This is a genomic window from Microcoleus sp. C2D2 (assembly GCF_036702495.1).
GTDB lineage: Bacteria > Cyanobacteriota > Cyanobacteriia > Cyanobacteriales > Microcoleaceae > Microcoleus.
This window is the reverse complement of the sequence record NZ_JAUBTO010000195.1, coordinates 1-11,845: the sequence shown is the minus strand read 5'-3', so window position 1 is coordinate 11,845 and position 11,845 is coordinate 1. Positions and strand designations below refer to the sequence as shown.

Here is an 11,845-nt window from a genome sequence, read left to right as displayed (position 1 = left end):
TGTTGTCTGCCCAGTTGCTTAATAGCTTTAAGCCTGCTATTGCTCCCCTTTTTGCGACGTGACACTCGCTTTTGAATTGTTCGCAAGCATTTTTGTTCTTTACGGTAATATTGGGGAATAGCGACTGTTTCGCCTTCAGATGTTGTCAAAAAATCCTTCAATCCCACGTCAATACCTGTTATCGAGCGAGGGTTAAAGTCTGGCTTTATCTCTGGAACTGTCTTGTCTTCTAGGGAGAGCGTCAGGTAATAACCATCAGCTTTCTTGGTGACAGATGCGGTTTTGATTTTGAACCCGTCAGGGATAGGACGGTGCAAGACAACTTTAACTTTCCCAAACATCGGCAAGTTAATCAAGTTGCCCTGTAAGCATCCCTCTTTCATTTGCGGATAAGTAAAGGTGCGATAGCGGCTGCGAGCTTTGAATCGAGGTTTTCCGCTGCGTTTTCCGCTGCTATCACCTTTTAGGAAACGGTCAAATGTTGTCTTAACTCGTTTAACTACATCCTGAAGGACTTGCGAATATATTTCGCTATACCAAGGATGTGTTTTCTTGAGTTGAGGTAACGTTTTCTTTTGCGACCAATAATCGGGATTGTCTCGCAGTTCAGGTAGGTAACAGACGAGATGGCAGGCGTTAACAGGAGAGCGATTTTGTTCGTACCAATTAAATCTATCAGCCAACAGGTAATTGTATTGGGCACACAGCATGGATAGCCATCTGTCTAGCTCAATGACTTGCTGTTTTGTTGGACGTAGTTTGTACTGGTAAGCCGTTCTCATTAATTGGCAAATATTGGATCGCAGTCGGTACGCGTCAATTAGTGTTACTGTACCAGAATGCGTTATTTACTGTCAAGTACAAAGGAGAAAATAGACCCATTAAATAAAGAGTTTGTTTGTCTCGTCATCCACCCGCCCACCGCTCAAAACATAGTTTTGAATTGGTTGACGGTGGAATCCACAGCGAAACGCGACTTTCATCCCACAGTAATCGAAGCGATATAGTTTGGGGATTCCCGTCTGGCTAGCTAAAATTTTGCTTTCTTGGCGGATCGCAAACTGGTATCTCAACAGTTAACTGTTAACTGCGGCTATTCGCGAGCATTTCTGCGGAGAGCAAAAAGCATTTTTTAGGAGTGCGAGCGTCCCGCTCGCTATATATTATATATACATATAGGGAGCGGGACGCTCGCAGGGAGAGCAAATACAAAACTCAGAGGCTCCCAGCTATTCTCCCCCGTCTAAAAGACACTCTCGATCCCCGCCGCCCTTCTGTGAGGATGCTTTGGCTTTAATCACCGCTTCCCTAAAGCCTAAAACTACTAAAATATTGGCAAGTGTTAAGAAGAATTCCGCAGAACCATGCAGCCAATCGACATTTGCTAGCGACTCGTTGTAGGCAACTTTTGCATAAATTGCGGCGGGAATAGTTACAGCCACAAAAACGAGAGTGCCGTAAAATCCCTTCAGAGCTAAAGGGGGTGTTTTTCCCGAGCGAGTCAAAAACCAGAGAAATCCCAAGTAGGGAAATAGAGACAGAACAAATAAAGTTTCTTTGGAAATCATTAGTAATTGGTGAGCAACCAGATACTATGATAAATTAAAAAATCCCCAATTAGTGTGAATAATTTTTAACTTTGAATTTTGAGTTTTTCATGTTTAATTCCACAGAGGCACTCGTTGCTCTCCAACCGCTAGAGACTCACCCAAGCCCATAGCTTTTAAGCAAAGCCGCTGCAGGTTGCCAGTATTCAAAACCCCTCACGCACGTGAAGACAACACCCGTCACTCGTCCCCTAACACCGTTTTTAGCTTAGCATAACACATTATTTTCAACCGTGCCAGCCTGTTAATTGTCTGTCACTCCAAAGCTACCCAGCAATTATAAACTGAGACAGTTCCAAAGTTTTCGGTCTGCTAGGCCTCAAGCAAGCATAGTCCAAAACCTCTAAATCCAAGCATGGTTTTCTATCTGCTGCGAGAGTTTCCTTCAGCTTCGCATCAAAATCAAAATACGGGCCACAATCCCAAACTTTGAGTTCCAACCGTCCGTTAAACACCATAATTTCCAGTTGAACAGGAGTTTCTACTGGCAGATTTTTGTGAGCGTGGCGAACTGCATTAGTGAAACTTTCAGCCAAAGCTAACTGAAACTTCCACCAAACCTCATTAGGGAGCGATAAATCTTTCAACTGCTCAAACCACTCCAAAACTCGAGTTAAAGCATTCAGATCTGTGTTGACTTGCAGGCTAATGTGTTGAACATAACTTTCATGCAGTTCTTGTTCCTGCTGTTTTTTATTCTGCCAATCCCAGGTGTTGAAGAAATTCATTAACCCATCTAAAACGCTAGCTTTTTTTATATTTTGCGGTCGATCGCGACCTTCTACTTCGTAACTTTTGCTCAGCCACAAACAATTTCGACCGTCGAGAGTCCGGGTGTAAGTTAGCTCGTCTGCAATTTGCCACATGAGTTTGAGCCCCCGGCCGCCTTCTGCCAGTTCATTTATGCTGTTCAACATCTATTTTCCTCGTCTGAAACTATTAGCTGTACCCTATTTTCCCACCCGCCGAGACACGTGGTATTTGTTTTATACTTGCTTGCTCGGTATTATTTCGGGGATCATACAAAAATGCTATCTTTTTTACAGAAGGCAGCGCATCAGCAATATGTCTTAACCGTCTAAGCCAATTGGCTTATTTACCGATCGCCTGTACGGAGAACGATCGCCCTACCCAGCACAATCAAACTGCACTGAGTACAAATACTTATCCGCTGTCGGAGTCAGCCACTTGCCGCTTGCCGTCACAAGCTCCAGAATCCCTGGCATTCAGCGCCTTGTGACGGCCGTTGGAAGCTGTTCGGGAGCCGGGAAGTGCTGCGATCCCAAAGGCGTAAGTAATATCCGCGATCGTGAGCGCGATCGAACCTTAGACCGTCGAGCCGCGTCAATGCACTAGACTAGGACTTGCGCCAACAACCCGGTTTCTGGTAAGAATATTGGGTTTCACAGCGAGGAATTAACGAAGAAACCGGGTTTTTGGTCCCCCGCGCGTAAGTCCCGCAGACAAATCGGTGATCGAAGCCAGTTAGAGGACTTACCCCGACTGTCAGGAACCTCAGCTATCAGGCATGAGGCTTGAAGGAGAAATCTAACAAGCCGTTCCCCTAGGGCCTCAGTCTTAACAGACTACGTTTTTTGAGTCACGATACCCGCTTGATGCGTAGCTAGTCCCTTGCTCTATCGTTGAGAGTTAAACAGTTCGGTATGTCACGCTCAACAGTGCTTTGGGCCGGCGCAAGCTCACTAAACATTGACCGACAAGCTAACTTTACTCCGAAAAGAGATTGAGGCAACCATACCTCACGGGAGGGGCAACCATACCCCTCCACCCCGCGAGGGGATTCAATTCAATGTAAAGCCGTCCTAAAAGCACGGGGTTTCAAACCCATAGTTCTGATGACCAAAATCAAACTGAAAATTCTGACTGCAGCGATACTGCTACTCCCATTTTGCGCCGCACTTCCCTTACCTGCTCAAAATCTGTCTCTAGTCAAGCGACTGCTAGAAACAAGAGGATGTCCCGGATGCGACTTATTTGGCGCCTCCTTGAGCCGTGCAGATTTGTTTGGCGCTTCCTTGAGCCGCGCCACTCTCAGCAGGGCCGACTTAGTTGATGCCGACTTGACTGCGGCTGACTTAATGGAAGCTAATTTAAACAACGCCAACATGAGAAACGCCTTTTTGGCTGATGCCGACCTCAGCAGGGCTGACATGAGCAGGGCCGACATCAGGGGAGCCAACTTAGAAAATGCCAACCTCAGCGAGAGTTCTCTTCGAGACGCATCCCTCGTGTTGGCTAACTTAAAATGCAGTAATTTGAGCGCCGCCAAACTAAGTAGAACCGACTTGAGAACAGCCGATTTAAGCGGTGCAAATCTCAGCGGTGCAGACCTCCAAGAAGCCGATTTAAGCGGTGCAAATCTCAGCGGTGCAGACCTCAGAGCGGCCGACTTGACCGATGCGAGATTGAACAAAACTAATCTTACAGATGCCAATCTCTGCGGCGCCCGGATGCCGAACCGAAAAATATCTCGGCGAGGCTGCGAAGTTAAGAAAGAACAAGGGATAAGCACGAACAATTACTGCAATTATTGCTATGCCTTGAATGACGGGTGGCTGAATGTGTTAAGGTTCAACTAAGCAGTATCACCGTGATTACTGCTGTGCTTCCGATATGTACAGTTAGAAGTGCCAGTAGAAGTGCGAGCAAATAGAATTGCGAGCAGGCGGTACAGATATTAAACTGAACCTGTTACCGCTAACAGCTTTTATCTACTTTGAAGAACCTAAAAATTGGCTCACTATTTGCAGATATTCTGCACCCCCGATCTGTGCCACATTATTGTGACCTCCATCAGGAACTATGTAAAGCTGTTTGGGATCAGGTGCTGCATCAAACAGTTTTTTGCTCATTTCCACTGGAACTACATTGTCAGCAGTCCCGTGAATAAAGAGCACGGGCATTTGCAGGCGATCGACTTTTGAAAGAGAATCAAACCGCTGCGTCAGCAACCAATCTATCGGAAACAGCCAAAACAGCCCTTTTTGGAAATCCACCATCGCCCGCGTCGAAGTAAAAGAGCCTTCTACAATTAACCCGGCCGCCTCCGGGTGGCGCACTGCCAGATCGATCGCGATCGCGCCTCCCAAAGAATGACCGTAGATATAAATTTGATGCGGGTTAACCCCCCGCTGTTTCACCAAATAATCCCAAGCAAGTTGAGCATCCTCATAAACCTGAGATTCACTCGGAAAATCGCCCTGGCTTTTTCCATAACCGCGATAATCGATCGTAAATACCGACAAACCTAACCGATGAAATCGATTAGCGTGTTCGACATTTGCTCCCACATTTGAACCATTGCCGTGCAGGTACAAAACTACCCCCCCTAACCCCCCCTTGTTAAGGACCCGAACCGAAGCGACGGCCCGTCTGTGACTTTGGGGCGTAGCCTGAGCCCTCTCTCCCTTTCTTGCTCCCCCCCGAGCTTCGGGGGGGCTGGGGGGGGTTTCCGAGGCAGGAATCCACCACCCGTGGACGCTTTCCACCGCGCCTGTTTTAGTTGGAATTGGCAGCCAAACATCTTGATATTTCAACTGAAAAGCATCTGGCGTAGTTTCGATCGCCCGCGCGGGAAAAAAGATAAACTTACCTTGCGCTACAAATAGGTATACACAAGCAGCAGAATAAGCCACGGCCAAAACTATCCCAAAAGCTATTAGCGATTTAGACAAAAGGAATACCAGCAACTTGTTCATAGAAAATAGAGCACGCGGGAAATTAGATATCGGTCAACAGCTAAGGGCAAATGATTAATTCAGACAATTAGCTCAGATCAATTACTAACTTCCGCCGCAGCATTCCGCTGATTTTCAAAAATCAATGCAATTCTGGATGGTGCAAGTGCCAATTCGTAGACTGTTCGTAAGCGTGAGCCACTTGAAACAGCCGAGATTCTTGCAAAAGATTACCAATCAGTTGTATGCCCACCGGCATTCCTTTATCATCAAATCCGCAGGGCAAATTCAAAGCTGGCAAACCAGCAAGATTCACCGGAATAGTCATCAAATCTGACAAATACATACTCAGGGGGTCATTAAATTTTTCGCCTGCCTTAAATGCGGTAGTAGGAGCAGTGGGACAGACTAAAACATCAACTTGAGAAAAAGCTTTTTCAAAGTCTTCTTTAATTAAAGTCCGAACTTTTTGAGCTTTTAGATAATAGGCATCGTAATATCCAGCCGACAATACGTAAGTGCCGATCGCAATCCGGCGTTTAACTTCCGCACCGAACCCTTGAGAGCGAGTTTTGGCATACATATCCAACAGATTATCCGGGTCTTTTGACCGGAAACCGTACTTTACTCCATCATATCGCGCCAAATTTGCCGAAGCTTCCGAGGGAGCAATGATGTAGTAAGTGGGCAAACCGTAGCGGAACCGGGGACAAGAAATGACTTGAATTTCTGCGCCCAATTGTTGAAATTGCTCGATCGCCTTAGTAACAGCGTCTTTAACCCCCGAGTCCAACCCTACACCAAAAGTTTCTTTAATTACACCAATTCTCATCTGACCCTTCGGTCGCAAACTGGGTCTTAAAGCTTGGGCGTAGTCAGGAATTGGGACATTAAGACTGGTGGAATCTCTCGGATCGTAACCGGCGATCGCCCCCAACAAAATCGCCGTATCCTCAACACTCCGACCAAAGGGCCCGATTTGATCGAGAGAAGAAGCATAGGCCACCAAACCGTAGCGAGAAACCAACCCATAAGTCGGTTTCAGCCCCACCAAACCGCAAAAAGCAGCAGGTTGGCGGATTGAGCCCCCAGTATCCGAACCCAAACTCACCACACATTCTCCCGAGGCTACCGCTGCTGCAGAACCGCCAGAAGACCCTCCGGGCACGCGCTCCAAGTCCCAAGGATTCGCGGTAACTTGATAAGCAGAAGTTTCCGTCGAACTCCCCATTGCAAACTCGTCCATATTCGCCTTACCCACAATCACCGCACCGGCTGTTTGGAGTTTCGAGACGACGGTTGCATCGTAGGGAGGCACAAAATTCTCCAAAATCCGAGAGGCGCAGGTTGTGGGAATGCCATTCGTGCACATATTGTCTTTAACGGCGATCGGGATGCCGGCCAACAGCCCTATTTGCTCGCCTGCTGCGATTTGGGCATCCACTTTGTGGGCCTGCGCCAATGCGCTGTCTGCTGTCACGCACAGAAAGCTTTTCAACTTCGGCTCTAGCTGGGTAATTCGGTCTAATGCTTCTTGAGTAATTTCCACAGCAGAGCGTTCTTTATTGACCAGTTGTCGGTGCAACTCGCGGATAGATGGCATGCTCGTACCTTTATCATTTCTACTTTGAGACAATACAGTTAATATAGCTGGCAATTGCACGCACTTACAGCTATTCGGCAAAGTCCGCTATTTTTGTGGCTTTGTTCGAGCGCGCGATCGGTCTTTTTACATACAATTGATTAAATTCCCAAAATAGCACCGGATCAAAAATAGCGATCGACTTTTTTACCTAATCTTTTTAAAAAACAAGAAGGCAACTGTATCACGATTTAGGTAAAAAGTGGTTTGACGCGCGAATTATAGCGGTAAGGTGCGCAATCCGCACACTACATAATTAGGTTCTGCGTCCAAGACTGTGTATGCAATATCACAATCCTTAGGAAATCAGCCCTTCCCAATTCTTATATCTTAAATCTAAAATGCAATCACTCATTTCCACTTCTCCAATCCAAAATCTAAAATCTAAAATGGTATAACCCAGGTTTTCTTCGACGCAACCAATGATTTAGGGTAGAAAAAGATTACCTAAAAAATTAAAGTAATGCCAGATTATTGCGTCTCCCCTTTATGGGGAATATAATCCGATAATATTGGCAATATCGATCCTGAAACATTCCCCCTTTCGCTAGATACAATTAATTCCTCCTTTAAAAGCGTATTCAGAAGCTGATGAAGCGGATTTCAACTGGGATTACCCGCCTGATAGACCAGAAAAAACTGAAGAAGAAATAGAGACTTATGGGCCAATACGCTTGGGTTAACACTGTTTATTGCCCGGAGATCCCCCCAATCGTTGCGGGGACACAATATCGAGTTCTTGTTGCCTCCTTGGTTCGGGGGACTAGGGAGGATCGGGCTTAACTGAACCGTATTGACTTATAGCGGTTCTCAAAAAAGTGAGGTATGCCCGTCAGCCCACGGAGGCCACGGAGGCCACGGAGGCCTATGCCCGTCAGCCCACGGAGGCCTATGCCCATGAGTACCTCATATGAGAGCTCGAAAGGCTATATGAGCAACAAGGTATTAGCTTGTTGCTGCAACTTCAAAAAGAATTATCCCCAGATTATGAAGTTCTTTATTTTAGCCAAAAATTACGAAAAGTTATCAGTCATCCGAGTGAATAAATGGCTGCTGCGTAATGACAGAAAAGATCGATCGAGCTTGGACCATCCACGCCCATTGTGCCACGGTTGACATACCCCAGCCTAAAGGCATGGGGATTCTTTCTTCGCAGGGATTCCGACGAATTTACTTGCAAGAAAGCATCACAGGCGGTATGCCCTACGGCTGCAAGTCCTCTAATTAGAACTACTTGAGCTGCTGCAACATCTCTATCTGTCGTATAGCCACAATTTGAGCATGAATGAGTACGTTCTGAGAGCTGCTTCTTACCTGTTTCTGTTAGACAGTTTGGACAATTTTGGCTTGTTTTATTGGCGTTTACCTTCTGAAAGTACACGCCATATTTCAGACAAGTCTGCTCTAGAATCGTGAAGAATTGTCCCCAAGATGCGTCTAGGCAATGTTTCCCTAACATTCCCCTAGATAGCATGATTAGATTCAGATCCTCAACGAAAATCATCCCCACATCTTTACAGATTTGATGAGATAATTTACGAGGCCAATCTTTTCGACAGTTAGTAACGTACTCATGCAATAAAGCGACTTTCTTCTGAGCTTTACGCCAATTGTTCGAGCCTATTTTTTTGCGACTGACACTTTTTTGCAGCAATTTAAGCTTGCGTTCTGCATCGATGAAAAACTTTTGGCGTTTGACTAAAATACCGTTAGAAGTTGCTATGAAATTAGTTAATCCAATATCGATACCGATACCTTCACCGTGAGGCATTAGATCGGGCACGCTCAACGTCCCATTGTAGGGTTAATATCACGTACCAACCGCTAACCCTACGAACTACCCTTGCTTGCTTAATCGTTGCGCCATCAGGAATAGGACGTGATTGGTGAAACTTGACCGGCACCAATTTTAGGGAGCTTGACCGCTTGATTCTGAACGGGCTCAACCCCCAATTGTGGGAACATAAACGAGCGCATATTCCCGGCTTTTTTGAAGCGGGGAAAACCATGTTTTTGCTCCCACATACTCACGAAAGCTTTTTCAAGTCTTTTTAATGTCTGCTGTAGGACCTGTACGGCAACGGCAGACAAAGCAGGTATATTTGCTCTAGCTGTAGTTAAGCTTTTGCATTGGCTCGCATAAGTTGGTCGCTTCGTTTCGGTCCCAATGATAAATTCAGACCGGATAGAGCAAGCGTTAATTTGACAACTACGAGACTGAAACCAATGCTTACGCAGGGCAAATGCGTAATTATAAACGCGACGGCATTGTTCTAGCCAATTTTCAAATATTTCTATTTGTCTTGTCGTTGGCTTGAGTTTAAATTCGTAGGTTAAATGAAACATTTGCTCTATCCTGCTACGTAATTCTACCAGAGCTCTGAGCAAACGCCCAGATGCTTTTTCAAGAAATACAATTAAAGCCGGCCACTGAAGAAGGGGCTTGTACCCAAATTTTCGGTCAAAAAGCCTGTCAGAAATCTGGGGTTCACAAAAAATCTCGGAACCCTCACCGCCACGCCGAGGTCTCCTGTGGCGCGCACCTGCAAAAAAACAGCAGTCCTTCCTCAACTGCGTCTATCTGCGTGCATCTGCTGCAAAAAAAAGTTACGTATTTGCATTGACGATCCCCAGGAAAACAATTTCATCCGGAATTATCCCCAAAACCAAAGATATATGGTAAGAAGTTCCCGATGCCCCGTTGGAGGAATGCCACCTAAAGCTCACTTAGAATCCCACCTGACGGCAGAGGAACTCAAAATTCGCTACCGGCAGGCACAAAACACCACAGAGTCGCGCCGCTGGCACTTGCTGCTGTTAGTTTCCCGAAATTGGACTATCAAAGAAGCAGCCCAAGTTGTAGGTCTCAACTACGACTACGCCAAAGAAATTGTCCAGCGCTATAACCGAGAAGGGCCTAACTCTGTGAGAAACCGCAGCGGAGACCGCCTGCCCCCTCCTGCGAAATCCTTGCTGGATCCTCAACAGCAAGAAGAACTGCGACAAGCCCTGCAAGGCTCTGCCCCCGACGGCGGAGACTGGACAGGTCCCAAAGTAGCTCGCTGGATTGCCGAAAAAATCGGTAGCGATCATGTCTGGCCCCAACGCGGCTGGGATTACCTCAAGCGGTTGGGTGCTCACTGGCGGCGGCGCAGAAAGTAGATAGTTCGCAATATTTTAGAGGGGGTTGATTGCTGAACTGCGATCGCTCCCTTTATTTTGGTTATCTTGGCGCACCGGTGCGATCGAACTATTTTAGATTTTAGATTTTAGATTTTAGATTGGAGAACAAATCTAAAATCTAAAATGGTTTGACTGATGTAACAATAGCTGCTTATATAGAATTTGGTTGTGTTGAGGATGTTAAATATGCGAGGGATCGGGCGTTTTTTGTCGGTCGCCAACAAGACTTTGGCAGTAGTAGCAGGCATCGGACTGGTTCAGATGTTAACCATCGCAAGTTCATTTTCTCAATCATCTAACCCGCGTTCCTTAGACGAACTCTACAAAATTCGCGATCGGCTCGTCACCGAATTAGAACAACCGTCCTCTCCTTCCCCAGAACCAACCCTGCTCTCCCGCTTAGTTCCCCTCACCGCCAATCCTCAAGAAAAACTGCTTTCTCAGTTGCAAGCGGTAGAAGCTCAAATATTAGTAGAACAGAGGGCTAACGACGACTTACAGCAAGCAGTCCGTTTAGCCAACCGAGCCGTAGAAACTAAACGGCAGCAAAATCAGTCGATCGAATCTTCGCAGCAAACTCAATTTTTGTGGAACCAGGCCCTCAACAACTTGCAAGAAGTTCCACAAGATTCATTTTTAGCTTCCCTCACTGCCTCAAAAACTCAAGAATACCGAGAAAATTTAACTGCAGCAACCTCTCAAGTGCAGCAAGCCAAATCAGATTTTTTGGCTGCAGTTGCCCGGGAAAGCGGTTTGTCTGGGCAAGCTTCGATCGGCATTTGCCGCCTTTCTAGAGAATGCGTACACCTGCGGGGCGATGTGCCTCCTATCAGTCCAGCCAGCTTAATAAAGGTGCCGATTGCTGTCGCCCTGATGCAAAAAGTCGAAACAGAAAAAATTAGTCTGAACAAGGAAGTATTCGTCAATAGGGGCAATTTCACCGAAGACTCATCGACGAAGATTTTGTCCCCTAAAAATTACCCCTTGAAGACACTGTTAGAAGAAATGATCGATCGCAGCAGCAATACTGCTACCAATCAACTTATTGATTATTTGGGTTGGGATTACATCAATCAATTCTTAGATAATCGCGGCTACGAAGTCACCCGGGTCAAGTTCAAATTAATGGGGGAAAAAATTATGCCCGCCAACCCCGGTTTTGGTCGCAACCGCGTGACTGCTAACGAACTCACCGAAATGATGGTGCAAATTTACAATGGCGAAACACCCGGTGCTAAACAGTTAATAGAAACTCTCAACGGCCAGTACGATCGGGCTCTAGGATTTGCCGCCTTGCAAGGAACTAAAGTTCAGTGGTTGGGTGAAAAAACCGGCCAAAATTCCCTGGTGCTCGGCACAACTTTAGCGATGAACATTGACGGCGAAGCCTATGTGATGACTGTGATTGACACCCGCAGCGGCGATCTACAAATGCGCCAGTCTATTTCTAAAATTGCCGATTACATTAGCCGGAACCCCAGTTTTTAAGAAACTCCCGACTTACTGACAGCATTTTCCGCTGCTAAAATACCCACGTACAAGCTAAGCTACTACGCATCTAAATTGAATGCAGAGACGGGCAGGATGGCCGTCCCACAAGAATTGTATAAAAATTGACTGTCAAATTAGATGCACAACAGCTTAGGAATGAGAATTAAATAACTTCCACAAGTTTGTGGGATGGGCGTCCCGCCCGTCCAAAAAGGACGGGCGGG

Annotated in this window: 11 protein-coding genes; 4 read left to right on the top strand and 7 right to left on the bottom strand. The window is 46.3% G+C overall.

What is annotated here, in order from left to right; genetic code table 11:
- The 3 genes from QUB61_RS34515 to QUB61_RS34505 form a co-directional block, all read right to left on the bottom strand.
- Positions 1 to 782: transposase (locus QUB61_RS34515; RefSeq protein ID WP_333135264.1), on the bottom strand; the 782-nt coding region annotated here is incomplete at its 3' end.
- A gap of 447 nt (positions 783 to 1,229) precedes the next feature.
- A complete protein-coding gene (locus QUB61_RS34510) occupies positions 1,230 to 1,568 on the bottom strand; it encodes a DUF3593 domain-containing protein (RefSeq protein ID WP_333135263.1) in 339 nt (112 codons plus the stop codon).
- Positions 1,569 to 1,873: 305 nt separating this feature from the next.
- Positions 1,874 to 2,524, bottom strand: coding sequence for an ATP-binding protein (locus tag QUB61_RS34505; protein WP_333135261.1), 651 nt, complete (start codon positions 2,522 to 2,524; stop codon positions 1,874 to 1,876).
- A gap of 170 nt (positions 2,525 to 2,694) precedes the next feature.
- On the opposite strand from QUB61_RS34505, the gene QUB61_RS34500 reads away from it, so the two are divergent.
- Positions 2,695 to 2,847: a hypothetical protein gene (locus QUB61_RS34500; RefSeq protein WP_333135259.1), complete on the top strand. Its 153-nt coding sequence runs from the start codon at positions 2,695 to 2,697 to the stop codon at positions 2,845 to 2,847.
- Positions 2,848 to 3,463: 616 nt separating this feature from the next.
- The gene (locus QUB61_RS34495) at positions 3,464 to 4,207 is read left to right on the top strand and encodes a pentapeptide repeat-containing protein (protein WP_333135257.1); all 744 of its coding nucleotides are present in this window, start codon (positions 3,464 to 3,466) and stop codon (positions 4,205 to 4,207) included.
- 132 nt (positions 4,208 to 4,339) lie between these two features.
- Here the strand turns inward: QUB61_RS34495 and QUB61_RS34490 are convergent, their stop codons facing one another.
- The 4 genes from QUB61_RS34490 to QUB61_RS34475 form a co-directional block, all read right to left on the bottom strand.
- Positions 4,340 to 5,326, bottom strand: coding sequence for an alpha/beta fold hydrolase (locus tag QUB61_RS34490; RefSeq protein ID WP_333135255.1), 987 nt, complete (start codon positions 5,324 to 5,326; stop codon positions 4,340 to 4,342).
- A gap of 121 nt (positions 5,327 to 5,447) precedes the next feature.
- Entirely contained in the window at positions 5,448 to 6,908 is a 1,461-nt protein-coding gene (gene gatA, locus QUB61_RS34485) for an Asp-tRNA(Asn)/Glu-tRNA(Gln) amidotransferase subunit GatA (RefSeq protein ID WP_333135253.1), read from the bottom strand.
- 1,069 nt (positions 6,909 to 7,977) lie between these two features.
- Positions 7,978 to 8,730 carry a transposase gene (locus QUB61_RS34480; protein WP_333135251.1) on the bottom strand — a complete coding sequence of 251 codons (753 nt, stop codon included), beginning with the start codon at positions 8,728 to 8,730 and terminating at the stop codon, positions 7,978 to 7,980.
- Positions 8,731 to 8,813: 83 nt separating this feature from the next.
- Complete coding sequence (locus QUB61_RS34475) at positions 8,814 to 9,293, bottom strand: transposase (RefSeq protein WP_333135249.1); 480 nt, start codon at positions 9,291 to 9,293, stop codon at positions 8,814 to 8,816.
- 363 nt (positions 9,294 to 9,656) lie between these two features.
- On the opposite strand from QUB61_RS34475, the gene QUB61_RS34470 reads away from it, so the two are divergent.
- Complete coding sequence (locus QUB61_RS34470; RefSeq protein ID WP_333135246.1) at positions 9,657 to 10,109, top strand: helix-turn-helix domain-containing protein; 453 nt, start codon at positions 9,657 to 9,659, stop codon at positions 10,107 to 10,109.
- Between the two features lie 207 nt (positions 10,110 to 10,316).
- Positions 10,317 to 11,618 (top strand): serine hydrolase, encoded by a 1,302-nt coding sequence (locus QUB61_RS34465; RefSeq protein ID WP_333135244.1) that lies wholly within the window; start codon positions 10,317 to 10,319, stop codon positions 11,616 to 11,618.
- Positions 11,619 to 11,845: the final 227 nt, after the last annotated feature.

Coding starts and splice junctions, on each gene's coding strand:
- QUB61_RS34505 (WP_333135261.1), bottom strand. CDS start 2,524: ATGTTGAACAGCATAAATGAACTGGCAGAAGGCGGCCGGGGGCTCAAA.
- QUB61_RS34490 (WP_333135255.1), bottom strand. CDS start 5,326: ATGAACAAGTTGCTGGTATTCCTTTTGTCTAAATCGCTAATAGCTTTT.
- QUB61_RS34465 (WP_333135244.1), top strand. CDS start 10,317: ATGCGAGGGATCGGGCGTTTTTTGTCGGTCGCCAACAAGACTTTGGCA.
- QUB61_RS34510 (WP_333135263.1), bottom strand. CDS start 1,568: ATGATTTCCAAAGAAACTTTATTTGTTCTGTCTCTATTTCCCTACTTG.
- QUB61_RS34475 (WP_333135249.1), bottom strand. CDS start 9,293: ATGTTTCATTTAACCTACGAATTTAAACTCAAGCCAACGACAAGACAA.
- QUB61_RS34495 (WP_333135257.1), top strand. CDS start 3,464: ATGACCAAAATCAAACTGAAAATTCTGACTGCAGCGATACTGCTACTC.
- QUB61_RS34470 (WP_333135246.1), top strand. CDS start 9,657: ATGCCACCTAAAGCTCACTTAGAATCCCACCTGACGGCAGAGGAACTC.
- gatA (WP_333135253.1), bottom strand. CDS start 6,908: ATGCCATCTATCCGCGAGTTGCACCGACAACTGGTCAATAAAGAACGC.